The sequence below is a fragment of the Proteiniphilum acetatigenes DSM 18083 genome (assembly GCF_000380985.1).
GTDB lineage: Bacteria > Bacteroidota > Bacteroidia > Bacteroidales > Dysgonomonadaceae > Proteiniphilum > Proteiniphilum acetatigenes.
Genome location: NZ_KB905694.1, coordinates 479,774 through 496,614, shown reverse-complemented (window position 1 = coordinate 496,614; position 16,841 = coordinate 479,774). Strand labels below are relative to the sequence as shown.

Here is a 16,841-nt window from a genome sequence, read left to right as displayed (position 1 = left end):
GCCCGTTTCGGTCGACTCCGAGCACATTGTAAATGGCGCGGGTAACCGGTCTGTTTTTATCATCCATCACCTTGTAGTGGATGGCATCCATCCATACAATGGGATAAACTGAATCAAGGGGACGGGTACGCCAGGATTGAAGTTCAGGCAGCACCCTGTCGGTAATAGCGCTGATGGTATCGGCTGAAACCCGATTACCCAGGTTCTCCTCCATCCAGTCACTAATCTCCCGGGTACTGTTGCCTAATGCATACAAACCAATAATACGGTCTGCCACACCTTCGGCTAAGATACGTTCCCGCTTTTTGATAAACTCCGGTTCAAACCGGGAATCCCTGTCACGAGGTGTGTGAACTGTAACCTCACCCAGGGAAGTTTGAACCTGCTTACGGTTATAGCCATTACGCCGATTACCCGATAAACGCTCCTCTTCATCCATGTGGACATCCATCTCACCCTCCAATGCAGCATTCAGAAGGTTCTCCAGTAATGGCGCAAATGCACCGTCTTTTCCTAAAAGAGGCTTGCCGGCTTTTAACTGCTCCAGCGCCTTGGCTTGAAACGACTTGTAATCAAAATCTTCCATAATGTAAACTGTTGTGTAAAAGTAATAAAAAAATGATTTATTCTTTGACACAGTTTACTTTACAGTCTCGATAAAGGATTTGATCTGATAGCCCTATATCGACAATTGATGTATATTACCTGTTCAAAAACTCTTTCGCAGTCAATACTGGAATTCGGGATGTTTTGAAATCTTTTTTATTCCGAGTGATAATAATATTCAGCTTATTCTCTAAGGCTGTATGGTATTGAATGGCATCTTCAAAATCTCGAAAATCGGATGCTAATGCAAGTTCTAAAATTTTATCCTCAAGTGGTAATACTTTTACGAGGAGTTTGAACTTTATCATCACTTTCCGGGCTCCATTTTCATTTAAATGCCTCGAAAGCAAATAATGTGTGTTCGCAAAAGTCAGTGCAGATATAAATAACTTCACATCATTTTCATCAGCCAGAGTAAATAGCTCCTGTGCTTCCTGATAGAAATTCTCACGCTTGCTTAGCAAGTCGACTACGATATTAGTGTCAATTAGAAGATTCTCCATTAGGTGTATTTTTCTGCCAGATAATCCCTATAACTTTTACGCTCGTTGAGTTCCTCTGAAGGAATCACACCAGTCAGGCTTTCAACCAGTGGGCTAACCTTTTTAGATTGTTTATTATCTTTCTGTGTCAGAGAATTCAAATAGTTTTCTATGAGTTTGGATAAACTCACATTATTTTCTTTGGCGTATGATTTCGCATATTCAATGATATCCTTATCAATGTTTAATGTTAGTTTAGTAGTCATATTTTACACTATTTATTACGTGCAAATATAATTATTTATTACGTAATAAACAAATGATTCAAATAAAAACCCGTACCGGAATTCCGATACGGGTTTTCATTTGATTGTTTCCGAAGAGGTGTTTATTCAGTAGCCTCCTGGAACAGATTTACACGTTTGTTGGCACTCAGTTTCTCGAAGTCTTCGCGTGAGCCGACTACTAGTTTGTCGAATTCCCTCTGGCCGGTTCCGGCAGGAATAAGATGGCCGCAGATCACGTTTTCCTTCAAACCATCGAGTGTATCGGTCTTGCCGTTGATGGCGGCGTCGTTCAATACTTTGGTGGTTTCCTGGAACGAAGCGGCCGACATGAAGCTGGTCGTCTGGAGTGCCGCGCGGGTAATTCCCTGCAACACCTGGTTGGCGGTAGCGGGAACGGCATCGCGTGCTTCTACCGGTTTCAGGTCGCGACGTTTCAGCGAGCTGTTTTCGTCACGCAACTTACGTGCTGTTACGATCTGTCCCGGTTCGAACAGTTGCGAGTCACCGGCGCTGACAATCACTTTCTTGCCCCAGATGCGGTCATTCTCTTCCATCATCTCGTTCTTGTCAACGAGTTGCTGTTCGAGGAAGCGGGTATCTCCCGGATCCACTACTTCTACCTTACGCATCATCTGGCGTACAATCACTTCAAAGTGTTTGTCGTTGATCTTCACACCTTGCAGACGGTATACGTCCTGTACCTCATTTACGATATATTCCTGCACGGCAGTCGGTCCCTTGATGGCCAGAATATCGGATGGGGTGATAGCTCCGTCGGAGAGCGGCATCCCTGCACGTACATAGTCGTTTTCCTGTACCAGTATCTGCTTGGAGAGCGGCACCATGTATTTCTTTATCTCACCTGTTTTGGAGGTGACGGAAATCTCCTGGTTACCCCGTTTGATCTTGCCGAACGATATTTCGCCGTCGATTTCGGCAACTACCGCCGGATTTGACGGATTACGGGCTTCGAACAGCTCGGTCACACGCGGCAGACCTCCTGTGATATCACCGGCTTTACCAACGGCACGCGGTATCTTCACTAACACATCCCCTGCTTTGATCTCGTCGTTCTCGTTCTTCACGATGTGCGACCCGAGCGGAAGGGTGTAAGTACGCAGGATATCGTCGTTTTCATCCACGATATGTGCCGATGGCGCTTTGGTTTTATCACGCGATTCAATGATTACCTTTTCCTTCAGGCCGGTTTGTTCGTCGGACTCAACTTTGTAGGTGATATTCTCGGTGAAGCTTTCGAACCGGATCTTTCCGGACGCTTCCGAAACGATGACCGCATTGAACGGGTCCCATTCGCAGATCAGGTCGCCTTTCGTTACTTTGTCACCCTGGTTGAAATAGAGCTTCGAACCATAAGGTACGTTATGAGCGAGCAGCACAATTTTGGTGTTGGGATCTACGATACGCATTTCCACTAACCGGCTTACCACCACTTTGTAGGGTTTGCCTTCGGAATCAGTGGTCTCCACGTAACGAAGTTCGTCGAATTCGAGCGTACCGTCGTATTTGGTGACGATGCTGTTTTCGGTAGCGATGTTGGAAGCAATACCCCCTACGTGGAACGTACGCAGTGTAAGCTGTGTACCCGGTTCCCCGATGGACTGGGCAGCGATAACTCCTACCGCTTCACCTCTTTGTACCATTCTGCCGGTAGCAAGGTTTCTTCCGTAGCATTTCGCACAGACACCATGCGATGATTCGCAGGTGAGCACCGAACGGATTTCGACACGCTCGATAGGTGATTCTTCGATTTTCTTCGCTATATCTTCGGTGATCTCTTCTCCCGCGTTCACAATGATCTCTCCTGTGTTGGGGTGTTGCACATCGTGTACCGATACGCGTCCCAATATACGCTCGTAGAGTGAGGCGATCACTTCGTCGTTATTCTTGATGGCTGTAGCTACCAGGCCACGCAGTGTGCCGCAGTCTTCTTCATTGATGATCACATCCTGCGACACGTCTACCAGACGACGGGTGAGATACCCGGCATCAGCAGTCTTGAGTGCCGTATCGGCAAGACCCTTACGGGCACCGTGAGTAGAGATAAAGTACTCCAATACCGACAATCCCTCTTTAAAGTTTGCAAGGATGGGGTTTTCGATGATCTGTGCTCCTTCGGCACCGCTCTTTTGCGGTTTCGCCATCAATCCACGCATACCCGACAGCTGGCGGATCTGTTCGCGTGAACCACGGGCCCCCGAGTCGAGCATCATATATACTGAGTTGAATCCCTGATCGTCTTCAGCAAGCTGTTTCATCAGGATATTCGAAAGTTTGGAGTTGATATGCGTCCAGGTGTCGATGATCTGGTTGTAACGTTCGTTATAGGTAATGAATCCCATATTGTAGTTCTCCATGATCTGCTCCACTTCGGCATATCCTTCTGCAATGAGCTTCTCTTTCTCTGCCGGGATGATCACATCTTCAAGGTTGAACGAGAGTCCCCCCTTGAATGCCATGTAATACCCGAGGTCCTTGATATCGTCGAGATACTGGGCTGTACGGGCTACACCACAAGTCTTGATTACCTTCCCGATGATATCGCGGAGCGATTTCTTGGAAAGCAGTTCGTTGATGTATCCTACTTCTTTAGGGATGGCTTCATTGGTGATTACACGTCCCACACTGGTTTCGTGCATCTTACGGATCGGGTTGCCTTCTTCATCGATGTCATCCACGATCACTTTCACCAAAGCGTGTACATCTACTTTACCTTCGTTGTAAGCAATGATAGCTTCCTCTTCTCCGTAGAAGGTCATGCCTTCCCCTTTTGCGCCGGGACGGATCTTGGTGATGTAATACAAACCCAATACCATGTCCTGCGAAGGAACGGTGATAGGTGCTCCATTGGCGGGGTTCAGGATGTTGTGTGATGCCAGCATCAGCAATTGTGCTTCGAGGATAGCCTCGTTGCCGAGTGGCAGGTGGACTGCCATCTGGTCACCGTCGAAGTCGGCATTGAATGCCGTACATGCGAGTGGGTGTAGCTGGATGGCTTTACCCTCGATCAGCTTGGGCTGGAACGCCTGGATACCCAGACGGTGAAGGGTAGGGGCACGGTTCAGCAGTACCGGATGTCCTTTCATCACATATTCGAGGATGTCATATACTACCGGTTCTTTTCTGTCCACAATCTTCTTGGCAGATTTAACCGTCTTGACGATACCTCTTTCGATGAGTTTACGGATGATAAACGGTTTATAGAGTTCGGCCGCCATATCTTTGGGCAAACCGCATTCATGCATTTTCAATTCTGGACCTACGACGATTACCGAACGGGCAGAATAGTCCACACGTTTACCTAACAGATTCTGACGGAAACGCCCTTGTTTCCCTTTCAAACTGTCAGAGAGTGATTTCAACGGACGGTTCGATTCGGTCTTGATGGCACTCGATTTGCGTGAGTTGTCGAACAGCGAGTCGACCGCTTCCTGCAACATGCGTTTTTCGTTACGCAGGATCACATCCGGCGCTTTGATATCGATAAGACGTTTCAGACGGTTGTTACGGATAATCACACGACGATAGAGGTCGTTGAGGTCGGAAGTGGCGAAACGCCCCCCGTCCAGCGGCACTAACGGACGCAGATCGGGTGGAATAACGGGGATCACTTTCATGATCATCCATTCCGGTTTGTTGATATTTTTCGATCCGCGGAAAGCTTCTACCACCTGCAATTGTTTCAACGCTTCATTCTTGCGCTGTTGTGAGGTATCGGTGCTTGCACGGTGACGGAGTTGGTGAGCCAGCTTATCGAGGTTGATCCTCTCCAACAACTCGAGGATGGCTTCTGCCCCCATCTTTGCGATGAATTTGTTGGGATCGCTATCCTCAAGCAATTGGTTTTCTTTGGGCAGCGTATCCAGCAACTGGAGGTATTCATCTTCGGTAAGGAGATCCCTCTCTGCTACCTGGTCTCCCAGTGCACCGGGTTGAATCACCACATATCTTTCATAATAGATAATGGAGTCCAGTTTCTTGGTCGGGATTCCCAGGAGATACCCTATTTTATTGGGTAATGACCTGAAATACCATATGTGAGCCACCGGAACCACCAGATGGATATGCCCCGTACGTTCGCGGCGCACTTTCTTCTCAGTCACTTCCACCCCGCACCGGTCGCAGACAATGCCTTTATAGCGGATACGTTTGTACTTTCCGCAGTGACATTCATAGTCTTTTACAGGCCCGAAAATCCGCTCACAGAACAGACCGTCGCGTTCGGGTTTGTAAGTGCGGTAGTTGATGGTCTCGGGTTTTAACACTTCGCCGAAAGAGTTCTCCAGAACCTGTTCAGGCGACGCCAGCCCAATAGTAATTTTTGAGAAGTTACTCTTTATTTTATTCTCTTTTCTAAATGCCATATACTAATCAGTATAAAGAGTTATTTTGTAAATTTTGATTCAAGTTTCGCAAGTTGTATGATTGAAACTAAATCCTCCGACTGACGATGTTTTGTGACCCATAATAGCTCTCGTTCTCTAAAAGAGTAGAACTCGCTTCGCTCAGACAGCTACTCTTTTTAACGCTCATTTCGAGCTATGGGTTCCCACTAAACATCTGGATGTCTCCGATTTAGTCTCATATACTCTAAATTTACATGCGAAAGTTGAGTTGTTGAGATTAGTCGAGACTGACGTTAAGACCCAGTCCTCGCAACTCGTGAAGCAATACGTTCAACGATTCGGGGATTCCGGTCTGTGGCATCGGCTCACCTTTCACGATGGCTTCATACGCTTTGGAGCGGCCTACCACATCGTCTGATTTGACAGTGAGTATTTCCTGAAGGATATGTGCCGCACCGAATGCTTCGAGCGCCCAAACCTCCATCTCCCCGAAACGCTGACCCCCGAACTGTGCTTTACCGCCCAACGGCTGTTGCGTGATAAGCGAATAGGGACCAATAGAACGGGCATGCATCTTGTCTTCCACCATGTGGCCGAGTTTGAGCATGTAGATGATACCCACGGTTGCGGGTTGGTCGAAACGCTCACCGGTACCACCGTCGTAGAGATAGCTCTTACCGTATGCCGGTACCTTGGCCTTATCTGTCCAGATGTTCAGGTCCTCGAGCGACGCTCCGTCGAAGATAGGAGTCGCAAATTTCACTCCCAGTTCCTGTCCGGCCCATCCAAGTACGGTCTCGAATATCTGTCCGAGATTCATACGTGAAGGCACACCCAACGGGTTCAGCACGATATCTACCGGTGTTCCGTCGGCAAGGAAAGGCATGTCTTCCTGACGTACGATCCTGGATACTATACCCTTGTTACCGTGACGTCCTGCCATTTTGTCTCCTACCTGTATCTTCCGCTTTTTCGCCACATATACTTTGGCGATCTGCATGATTCCCGAAGGAAGTTCATCACCGATGGTAAAGTCAAAACGTTTCCGTTTCAATTCTGCATCCAGTTCCTTGTAGCGGTGCAGGTAGTTGATTACCGTAGTGCGGATCTGCTCGTTCTTTTGGGCATCAGCCGTCCATTTGTTCAATTGGATCGATTGGTAATCGATCTCAGCGAGTACCTTGTGTGTGAATTTTGCCCCTTTGGGAACAATATCCATATTGGTATAGTCTTTCACTCCCACAGAGGTCCTGCCTTCGGTGAGTGCGAGTAACTTATTGATAAGCACTTTCTTCAACTCTTCCATTTTCTCTTCATACTCTTCGTCGAGTTTGGGAAGAAGCGCTTTGCTGGAAAGTTTGGTCTTTCCTTTCTTGGATGCTTTCGAGAAGAGGTTGGTATGAATAACCACACCTTTGAGTGAAGGAGATGCTTTCAGTGAGGCATCTTTCACATCGCCAGCTTTGTCTCCAAAGATGGCGCGGAGCAGTTTTTCTTCGGGTGATGGATCAGACTCCCCTTTAGGGGTGATTTTACCGATGAGGATATCTCCCGGTTTGATGCGCGCCCCCACGCGGACAATTCCCCTTTCATCAAGGTCTTTGGTCGCTTCTTCACTCACATTGGGAATGTCGGAAGTAAGTTCTTCCATCCCACGCTTGGTTTCACGTACCTCAAGCGAGAATTCTTCCACATGGATAGAGGTGAAGATATCTTCACTTACCAGCCGTTCGTTCAATACAATGGCATCCTCGAAGTTGTAACCTTTCCACGGCATGAATGCCACTTTCAGGTTGCGGCCCAGTGCCAGTTCTCCGTTTTGCGTGGCGTATCCTTCGGTAAGGATTTCGCCTGCTCTCACCTTTTGTCCCACTTTACATATAGGACGAAGGTCGACGGTGGTATTCTGATTGGTCTTCCGGAATTTGGGAATGTTGTAAGTCTTTACGGCATCCTCGAAGCTGGTGAATTCCTCTTCTTCTGTCCGGTCGTATTTTATTTTGATGGTAGTGGCATCTACATACAGGATTTCACCACTTCCTTCGGCCATGATCTGGGTACGGGAGTCTTTGATGACCTGACCCTCAATACCTGTACCTACGATAGGCGATTCGGTTCTCATCAACGGAACGGCCTGGCGCATCATGTTCGATCCCATCAATGCACGGTTGGCATCGTCGTGTTCAAGGAACGGAATTAACGAAGCGGCGATAGAAGCAATCTGCATAGGAGACACATCCATCAGTTCCACCTCCTCCGGGGCGATTACGGGATAGTCGGCATCCTGTCTGGCTTTCACACGCGGGTTGATAAATTTTCCCTTGTCATCAAGCGGCGCATTTCCCTGTGCGATCAGTTTATCCTCTTCTTCCTCAGCTGCAAGATAAATGACCTCGTTGTTATTGATGTTCACCATTCCATTTTCCACCTTACGGTATGGCGTCTCGATAAATCCAAGATCGTTGATCTTTGCATAGACACAAAGCGAGGAGATAAGACCGATGTTTGGTCCCTCGGGAGTTTCTATAGGACAAAGACGACCATAGTGGGTAAAGTGCACGTCACGTACCTCAAATCCGGCACGCTCACGCGAAAGCCCGCCCGGTCCGAGCGCCGAGAGACGCCGTTTGTGGGTGATCTCTGCCAGCGGGTTGGTCTGGTCCATGAACTGCGAGAGTGCATTGGTACCGAAGAACGTATTGATGACCGACGAAATGGTTTTTGCGTTGATCAGGTCGATCGGGGTGAAAACCTCATTGTCGCGCACATTCATTCTTTCACGAATAATACGTGCCATACGGTTCAGACCTACTCCGAACTGAGTATACAATTGTTCCCCTACCGTGCGCACACGCCGGTTGCTGAGGTGGTCGATATCGTCCACCACGGCTTTGGAGTTGACAAGCTCGATAAGGTATTTGATGATCTCAATCATGTCTTCTTTCGTGAGTACACGTGTATCGACATCGATTTCGAGATTCAGTTTCTTGTTGATCCTGTAGCGGCCTACGTCGCCCAGGTCATATCTTTTCTCCGAGAAAAAGAGATTGTTGATTACCTCACGTGCACTGGCGTCATCGGCCGGTTCCGCGCTTCGCAGCTGACGGTAGATGTGACGGATGGCATCGATTTCCGTATTACTCGGGTCTTTCTGTAATGTATTGTAAATGATAGAATAGTCGGAGGTATTGGCCGTTTCCTTGTGCAACAGGATAGATGCGACACCCGATTCGATGATATCGTCGATATGCTCCTGTTCCAGCACGGTCTCACGTTCAATGATCACCTCGTTCCTTTCGATGGAGGTTACCTCACCGGTATCTTCATCGACAAAATCTTCCATCCATGATTTCAGTACACGGGCAGCTAACTTGCGTCCCAGCACTTTTTTGAGGCTTGCCTTGTTCACTTTCACCTCTTCTGCCAGGTCAAAGATTTCAAGGATATCCTTGTCGCTTTCGAAGCCTATGGCACGTAGCAGCGTGGTAACCGGTAATTTCTTTTTCCGGTCGATATAAGCATACATCACGTTGTTGATATCCGTGGCGAATTCAATCCATGAACCCTTGAACGGAATAATACGGGCTGAATAAAGCACTGTGCCATTCGCGTGGAGGCTCTGCCCGAAGAATACGCCGGGAGAGCGGTGCAATTGCGAAACAATTACCCGCTCGGCGCCGTTGATGACGAACGTGCCCTTTTCGGTCATATAGGGAATAGTACCGAGATATACATCCTGAATGACAGGAGTAAAATCTTCGTGGTCGGGATCGGTACAATATAGATACAACTTTGCCTTCAGCGGGACACTGTAGGTGAGCCCCCTGTCTATACACTCGTCGATGGTATAGCGCGGAGGATCAACATAGTAATCTAAAAATTCAAGAACGAAGTTGTTTCGGGTATCTGCAATGGGGAAATTCTCCGTGAAAACCTTATACAATCCTTCATTCTTTCTACTTTCGGGAGGGGCGTCGAGTTGAAGGAAATCCTGAAACGATTTTAACTGTACCTCCAGAAAATCGGGAAAATCAAGCGGATTTTTTATCGACGCGAAATTGATTCTTTGATTGGCGTTATTTGAAGACATGGATGTGAGTTTTTGAACCTACTATATATTGACACAAAAGGTTAAGAATCTTCAGGTAGAAGATTCCTAACCATATTAACCTAAATTAGGTAAATGTTATTTAAGTTCAACTTCTGCTCCAGCCTCTTCAAGTTGTTTTTTCAAAGCGTCTGCTTCGTCTTTTGATACACCTTTTTTCAATTCGCTGGGAGCTCCGTCTACCAAATCTTTGGCTTCTTTCAAGCCAAGTCCGGTGAGTTCCTTTACAGCCTTAACTACAGCAAGTTTTGCTGAGCCTGCGCTCTTAAGGATTACATCGAATTCAGTTTTTTCTTCAGCTACAGCTTCTCCGGCTGCGGCAGGGCCTGCAGCAACGGCAACAGCTGCGGCTGCCGGTTCAATACCGTATTCGGTTTTTAAAATTTCAGCCAGTTCATTAACCTCTTTTACTGTCAGGTTAACCAGGTCTTCAGCAAATTTTTTTAAGTCTGCCATTTTTGTATTTGTTTAAATTGATTACTAATTCTGTTTGTTGTAAAATTAAATTTGAACTATTTCGTTGAGCAAATGCAGAAACAAAGCTTGCTTTGATTATGCTGAGCGGAGAAATAGTCTAATGGAATTGAATTCGTCGACTATCTGGTCCGGCAAAATAAGTTGCCCGCAGGATAGTTATCTTTCCGACAATGTTTTTAATACCCCGTGGATCGTGTTGCCACCGGATTGAAGTGCGGAAATAACGTTCTTTGCAGGTGATTGCAATAATGTAATCACGTCTCCGATTAACTCCGTCTTGCTCTTGATATTCACCAGGTCCTGTAATGTATTTCCTCCGATGAAGAAACTTTCCTGAACGTAAGCGCCTTTTAAAGCCGGTACTTTATCGGCTTTATACTTATCGATGAGCTTGGCCGGAGTATTCGCTACGTTAGAGAACATAATGGCTGTATTCCCTTTCAGAATGGGATACAGTTCGCTATAATCTCTTTCGAGCGATTCGAATGCTTTCTGCAATAAGGTATTCTTCACCACTACCAGCTTGATCCCCTGCTTGGAGCATTCCCTTCTTAAATTACTCGTCTTCGCTGCATTGAGTGTAGCGATGTCGGTAAGGTAGAAGTTTTCATACTCCTGGAGATTAGCGGCTATCTGCTCTATTATCTGTTTTTTATCTTCCTTTTTCATACGATCTTCTCACTTTTTTAGTTAGATTCATCTGCCGATTTGGTGTCCACTTTAATACCCGGACTCATCGTACTGGAAAGATAAATACTCTTGATATAGGTACCTTTTGCCGCAGTCGGTTTTAATTTGATCAACGTTTGGATAAATTCTTTTGCGTTGTCTCGAATCTGTTCGGGCGTGAAAGATACTTTTCCAATAGAGGTGTGAATAATACCGGCTTTATCTACCTTAAAGTCGATTTTCCCTTGTTTTACCTCATTCACGGCTTTCGCCACGTCAGGGGTAACAGTTCCGCTCTTGGGGTTCGGCATCAATCCTCTTGGCCCTAAAATACGGCCGAGGGCACCGATCTTACCCATGATCTGCGGTTGTGTGATGATTACATCCACATCGGTCCAACCTCCTTTAATCTTTTCGATATATTCATCGAGTCCCACATAGTCTGCGCCGGCCTCTTTGGCAGCGGCTTCAGCTTCTGGAGAGCACAATACAAGAACTCTTACTTGTTTACCTGTTCCGTGTGGGAGAGAGACTACCCCTCTCACCATTTGGTTAGCTTTTCGCGGATCTACGCCGAGGCGTACATCGATATCTACAGATGCGTCGAACTTGGTGGTGGTAATTTCCTTCACCAGCGCCGATGCTTCTTTTAGTGAATAGGTCTTTCCCTCTTCAATTTTGCTCAAAGCCAACTTTTGATTTTTTGTCAGTTTACCCATGTCTCAATTGAAGTTTTAATTAGTGATATTTTCAGGGAAATCTCCTTTTACTGTGATACCCATGCTCCGAGCCGTTCCGGCTACCATCCGCATTGCTGATTCGAGCGTGAAACAGTTTAAGTCGGGCATTTTTTCTTCGGCAATCGCCTGTACCTGTTCCCAGGTAACTTCCGCAATTTTCTTGCGATTGGGTTCTGCCGAACCGCCTTTCTGTTTGCTGACTTCTAATAACTGAATCGCAACCGGTGGAGTTTTAACAATAAAATCAAAAGACTTGTCGGTATAATAAGTGATTACCACTGGCAACACTTTACCGGCTTTGTCCTGAGTTCTGGCATTGAATTGCTTGCAAAACTCCATAATATTGATCCCTTTGGAACCCAGTGCAGGTCCTACCGGGGGAGATGGATTTGCAGCTCCTCCTTTGATTTGTAATTTTAGTTGTCCGGCAACTTCTTTAGCCATTTTTTTGATTTTAATAAATTACGGTTTTCGAAACACATTAAAGAATTTACAGAATCTGCGTAACCAAATTGCTGATTATTCTTTCTCTACTTGCATATAACCCAACTCGAGGAGTTGTTTTCTTCCGAAAATTTTCACCATCACTTTGAGTTTCTTTCTCTCTTCATTCACTTCTTCTACCACACCGGAGAAACTGCTGAAAGGACCTCCGATCACTTTCACGCTTTCTCCTACGTAGTATTTCATATCCATTTCATCGCCTGCCTCTTCCAACTCGTCCATCGTTCCGAGGATCCGTTTTACTTCCGACTCCCGCAAAGGTTGGGGATCAGTGGTATTAGGCAGAAAGCCGGCAACATAATTGATATTCTTCAACTCGTGAATTACCTCACCCGTCAGTTCAGCTTCAATAAGCACATAGCCGGGAAGATAAGCGCGTTCTTTCATCACTTTCTTTCCGTTGCGTATTGAGTAAGTCTTTTCTGTGGGGATGAGAACCTGAGAAATGTACTTCCCCAGGTCGGTCTTTTTCATCTCTGATTCAAGATACTCTTTGACTTTATTTTCTTTTCCACTAACGGAACGCAGTACGTACCATTTTTTTCTCTCATCAGTCATAGTTAGTCTCTTTCTTTCAGATTTTATAAAATACCGTAGAGAAGTTTTAATATCCACTCAAATAGAGAATCCATACCGAACACTATCAGGGCAATTATAAGGGAAGCGATCAATACAATTACCGTGCTGCCGGAGAGTTCTTCTCTGGATGGCCAGGATACCTTATGAACCAATTCATTATAGGAATCGCTGAGATATGCAACTATTTTTTTCATTTAATTCGGATAGTTTTTTAGCACGGGTCGAGAGACTCGAACTCCCGACACCTGGTTTTGGAGACCAGTGCTCTACCAACTGAGCTAGACCCGTATAAACCCCGCCTATTCCCTTCCTCAAGGGAAGGGCCAAAGCAGGCAGGGTTTTTATTGTTTACTCCCCGGCTCTTTTCCTCAGAAGAGAATCGGAGGGAGTATATTAGTCAATCAATTCAGTGATCTGACCGGCACCTACTGTGCGGCCACCTTCACGGATAGCGAAACGGAGACCTACGTGGCATGCTACGGGATAGATCAGGTCTACCTCAATAGTTACGTTATCACCGGGCATTACCATCTCTACTCCTTCGGGCAACTGGATCTCTCCGGTTACGTCGAGTGTACGGATGTAGAACTGGGGACGGTATTTGTTATGGAAAGGAGTGTGGCGACCGCCTTCTTCTTTCTTCAGGATATACACCTCGGCTTTGAATTTAGAGTGAGGTTTCACTTTTCCGGGGTGAGAGATCACCATCCCGCGTTTGATTTCGTCTTTGTCGATACCACGGAGCAACAGACCTACGTTGTCACCGGCCTGTCCTTCGTCGAGTATCTTACGGAACATTTCAACTCCGGTAACAACTGATTTCTTACCTTCTGCACCGAGTCCGATGATCTGTACTTCTTCACCAGTTTTGATGATACCTGTTTCGATACGACCAGTAGCAACAGTACCACGACCAGTAATCGAAAATACGTCTTCAACCGGCATAAGGAACGGCTTATCTATATCGCGCGGAGGCAGAGGTATCCATGTGTCAACGGCATCCATTAACTCTATAATCTTTTCTTCCCATTTGGGGTCTCCATTCAATCCACCAAGAGCAGATCCCTGGATAACAGGCGTGTTGTCACCATCGAAATTATAGAATGAAAGAAGTTCTCTTACTTCCATTTCAACCAGTTCCAACATTTCTTCGTCGTCCACCAGGTCCACTTTGTTCATGAAAACAACCAGCTTGGGAACGTTTACCTGACGTGCCAAAAGAATGTGTTCACGTGTCTGGGGCATCGGACCGTCGGTTGCAGCAACTACGATGATAGCACCGTCCATCTGGGCGGCACCGGTAACCATGTTCTTTACATAGTCAGCGTGGCCGGGGCAGTCAACGTGTGCATAGTGACGGTTTGCAGTTTCATATTCTACGTGAGAAGTATTGATGGTGATACCTCTTTCCTTTTCTTCGGGAGCGTTGTCGATGGAATCGAACGAACGTACTTCAGAGAAACCTTTTTTTGCTAAAACGGTTGTGATAGCAGCCGTCAAAGTGGTTTTACCGTGGTCAACGTGGCCGATTGTACCGATGTTCACATGCGGTTTCGTCCGGGAAAAATGTTCTTTTGCCATAAAATATACTATTAATTAGTTTAAATAAATTATATATGCATTACTATAAACAGTAAAACGCAAGAGACAGGACAATAGCCTTTTCTTGAAATTCGTTGATCTATCTGTTTTGAGCCGATGGCGGGAATTGAACCCGCGACCTCTTCCTTACCAAGGAAGTGCTCTACCACTGAGCTACATAGGCGGAAAGAGCGTAATTCCCCGATAAGTAACCGGGATCCCTCCCGATTTTGGAGGTTCTTGCACGCTTTGGAGCCAGAGGACGAGACTTCCCGACAATACCGCAGGATAAATTTTGTCACGAACCAGATTGTGCTCTCTTTCATTAAGAGCGGAAGACGGGACTCAAACCCGCGACCCTCAGCTTGGAAGGCTAATGCTCTATCAACTGAGCTACTTCCGCGATTTAATTGACAATTGACAATTGACAGTGGATAATTGACAATTAAATTGGGACTCTATCATTGTCCATTGTCAATTTTCTATTACTCATTTTCAAGATTTAATTGTCCATTTTCAATTCATCGGGTGTTCCCTTCATTGTCAATTTTCAATTGTCCATTGTCAATTTAAAGTGGGCAGTGATGGATTCGAACCACCGAAGGCGTAAGCCAGCTGAGTTACAGTCAGCCCCATTTGGCCACTCTGGTAACTGCCCAACATTTCTTTCTTTCCTTTTGAGCCTCTTGTCGGATTCGAACCAACGACCCCGAGATTACAAATCACGTGCTCTGGCCAACTGAGCTAAAGAGGCTTATAGTCTTGAATTTAACCGCTTCTCTCCCGATTTTAAGAGAGAAACGGTCGCAAAGGTAGTGATATTTTTTTTGATGCCAAAACTTTTGTCTGAAATTTTTGGCGTTATCTCTCCTTTTTTTCTTTGGTTTTAAAAATCTGTTTTTCGATTGCTACAACACACAGGTCAATAGCTTCTTCGAAGGTATCAGCCGTTTTGTTGGCAAATGCCTCACTATGTCGGAGTTTCAATTTTACGGCTGCGTCTTTATTCTTTGCAGTTTCCGGTTTGACTACTTTCAGGATCACTTCTGCCAGGATGATGTCGTCGGAGAATCGTTCCAGTTTTTTGATCTTTTTTTCTACAAACGCTTTCAGTTGATCGGTCGCGTCAAAATTTACAGATTGAATTGTCAGTTCCATACTTTTCCTCCTTCATTTTTTTGCTCTGGGATGAGCGTATTGATATGCTTTTTTCAATTCCTCAAAAGTAACATGTGTATAGACCTCCGTAGATGCCAGGCTGGAATGTCCCAGCAATTCTTTTACCGCATTGATCTCGGCCCCGTTGTTCAGCATCTCGGTGGCAAAAGAATGGCGCAGCACATGTGGACTTTTTTTTGCCAGGGTGGGGATGCTATTGAGATGGTTGTGTATAACATTATAAACAAGTTTAGGGTATAGGGGCTCTCCATCTTCCTTAACAAACAGAAAAGGGGATTTGTTCTCTATTTCGGTGTCCCGAATAGCGATGTATTCTTTGAGTTTTTCTTTTGTTGCGTCGGAGAAAGGGATAATGCGTTGTTTGTTGCGTTTCCCCGTTACCCGGAGCGTGCAGGCTCCGAAGTCGATATCGGTATCTTTCAGGGCTATCAGTTCCGCCCTGCGCATGCCGGTAAGGTAAAGCAGTTCGATCAGAAACCGGTCGCGATGTCCCCGGAAATCGTCGGAATATTCCAGCGGATCATCGATCACTTTTGTTATCTCCGGGTCATTCACAAATGAGGGGAGTTTTTTAGCCACTTTTGGACCAGTGACCGATTCTGCGGGATTTTGCACGATCACTCCTTTTTTCTTCAGGTATCGGAAGAACGACTTTACCGCGCTAAGTTTTCGGTTCACTGAACGGGCCTTTATTCCCTGTTCCATCAGGTGGCTCAGCCATACGCGAATGTCGTCGCTGTCGATGCGCACAGGGTCGAATATGTCGTTCCCCTCAGTAATAAATTCCTCAAACTGAGTAAGGTCATCCAAATAAGAAATCTCCGTGTGGGAAGAATAGTTCTTCTCAACACGGAGATATTGTATGAATTTTTCTTTCCACATTTCGTTAGTCCGTCGATGAACTTACGAAAGTAAAGAAAATTTTTTGAAATCCGAAAAATTATTCTTCGTTTTGTTGCATTTGCTGCACGTAAACGGCGTGTTGTTTGCGTTTGCGTTTTTGTACCGAAGGTTTGATGAATGCCTGACGGCTACGCAGTTCTTTTACAACACCGGTTTTTTCGTATTTACGTTTGAATTTCTTCAGGGCTCTTTCTATATTTTCGCCCTCTTTTAATTGTACAATGATCATATTTATTGTCTGTTTAATTATTTCCTTGTTAGAGATTATTGAGATAATGAAGGCTATATAATATGTATAGCCAATTATTTATGCCATGGACTTAGCGCTCTATTCCCTGCCGTATTTCGAATACCGATCCTTT

General features: G+C 45.8%; 15 protein-coding genes and 5 tRNA genes. All 20 read right to left on the bottom strand.

Going from position 1 to position 16,841, the window contains the following annotated elements; translation table 11 throughout:
• Positions 1–586: IS256 family transposase (locus tag F597_RS0106525; RefSeq protein ID WP_019538921.1), on the bottom strand; the 586-nt coding region annotated here is incomplete at its 3' end.
• Between the two features lie 115 nt (positions 587–701).
• Entirely contained in the window at positions 702–1,109 is a 408-nt protein-coding gene (locus tag F597_RS0106520) for a type II toxin-antitoxin system VapC family toxin (RefSeq protein ID WP_019538920.1), read from the bottom strand.
• Positions 1,109–1,354 carry a DUF6364 family protein gene (locus F597_RS0106515; protein WP_019538919.1) on the bottom strand — a complete coding sequence of 82 codons (246 nt, stop codon included), beginning with the start codon at positions 1,352–1,354 and terminating at the stop codon, positions 1,109–1,111. Before F597_RS0106515 ends, F597_RS0106520 begins: the two co-directional genes overlap by 1 nt.
• Positions 1,355–1,476: 122 nt before the next feature.
• The gene (gene rpoC, locus F597_RS0106510; RefSeq protein WP_019538918.1) at positions 1,477–5,757 is read right to left on the bottom strand and encodes a DNA-directed RNA polymerase subunit beta'; all 4,281 of its coding nucleotides are present in this window, start codon (positions 5,755–5,757) and stop codon (positions 1,477–1,479) included.
• Between the two features lie 259 nt (positions 5,758–6,016).
• Positions 6,017–9,829 carry a DNA-directed RNA polymerase subunit beta gene (rpoB, locus tag F597_RS0106505; protein WP_019538917.1) on the bottom strand — a complete coding sequence of 1,271 codons (3,813 nt, stop codon included), beginning with the start codon at positions 9,827–9,829 and terminating at the stop codon, positions 6,017–6,019.
• 96 nt (positions 9,830–9,925) lie between these two features.
• The gene (gene rplL / locus F597_RS0106500) at positions 9,926–10,303 is read right to left on the bottom strand and encodes a 50S ribosomal protein L7/L12 (protein ID WP_019538916.1); all 378 of its coding nucleotides are present in this window, start codon (positions 10,301–10,303) and stop codon (positions 9,926–9,928) included.
• A gap of 177 nt (positions 10,304–10,480) precedes the next feature.
• Positions 10,481–10,993 carry a 50S ribosomal protein L10 gene (rplJ, locus tag F597_RS0106495; protein WP_019538915.1) on the bottom strand — a complete coding sequence of 171 codons (513 nt, stop codon included), beginning with the start codon at positions 10,991–10,993 and terminating at the stop codon, positions 10,481–10,483.
• Between the two features lie 17 nt (positions 10,994–11,010).
• Positions 11,011–11,712 carry a 50S ribosomal protein L1 gene (gene rplA, locus F597_RS0106490; protein WP_019538914.1) on the bottom strand — a complete coding sequence of 234 codons (702 nt, stop codon included), beginning with the start codon at positions 11,710–11,712 and terminating at the stop codon, positions 11,011–11,013.
• Positions 11,713–11,727: 15 nt separating this feature from the next.
• Positions 11,728–12,177, bottom strand: a complete 450-nt coding sequence (gene rplK, locus F597_RS0106485; protein ID WP_019538913.1) for a 50S ribosomal protein L11 — start codon at positions 12,175–12,177, stop codon at positions 11,728–11,730.
• 75 nt (positions 12,178–12,252) lie between these two features.
• Positions 12,253–12,795, bottom strand: coding sequence for a transcription termination/antitermination protein NusG (gene nusG / locus F597_RS0106480; protein ID WP_019538912.1), 543 nt, complete (start codon positions 12,793–12,795; stop codon positions 12,253–12,255).
• A gap of 23 nt (positions 12,796–12,818) precedes the next feature.
• Complete coding sequence (gene secE, locus F597_RS0106475; protein ID WP_019538911.1) at positions 12,819–13,010, bottom strand: preprotein translocase subunit SecE; 192 nt, start codon at positions 13,008–13,010, stop codon at positions 12,819–12,821.
• Positions 13,011–13,031: 21 nt separating this feature from the next.
• Positions 13,032–13,104 (bottom strand) — tRNA-Trp (locus F597_RS0106470).
• 105 nt (positions 13,105–13,209) lie between these two features.
• Positions 13,210–14,397: an elongation factor Tu gene (tuf, locus tag F597_RS0106465; protein ID WP_019538910.1), complete on the bottom strand. Its 1,188-nt coding sequence runs from the start codon at positions 14,395–14,397 to the stop codon at positions 13,210–13,212.
• 112 nt (positions 14,398–14,509) lie between these two features.
• Positions 14,510–14,581 (bottom strand) — tRNA-Thr (locus F597_RS0106460).
• A 146-nt stretch (positions 14,582–14,727) separates the two neighbouring features.
• Positions 14,728–14,800, bottom strand: a tRNA-Gly gene (locus tag F597_RS0106455).
• A gap of 172 nt (positions 14,801–14,972) precedes the next feature.
• Positions 14,973–15,055: transfer RNA gene (locus F597_RS0106450), tRNA-Tyr, on the bottom strand.
• Between the two features lie 22 nt (positions 15,056–15,077).
• Positions 15,078–15,151: transfer RNA gene (locus tag F597_RS0106445), tRNA-Thr, on the bottom strand.
• Between the two features lie 107 nt (positions 15,152–15,258).
• A complete protein-coding gene (gene hpf / locus F597_RS0106440) occupies positions 15,259–15,555 on the bottom strand; it encodes a ribosome hibernation-promoting factor, HPF/YfiA family (protein WP_019538909.1) in 297 nt (98 codons plus the stop codon).
• A gap of 12 nt (positions 15,556–15,567) precedes the next feature.
• A complete protein-coding gene (locus F597_RS0106435; protein WP_019538908.1) occupies positions 15,568–16,458 on the bottom strand; it encodes a tyrosine recombinase XerC in 891 nt (296 codons plus the stop codon).
• A 58-nt stretch (positions 16,459–16,516) separates the two neighbouring features.
• Entirely contained in the window at positions 16,517–16,708 is a 192-nt protein-coding gene (gene rpsU / locus F597_RS0106430) for a 30S ribosomal protein S21 (RefSeq protein ID WP_019538907.1), read from the bottom strand.
• Between the last annotated feature and the right edge of the window lie 133 nt (positions 16,709–16,841).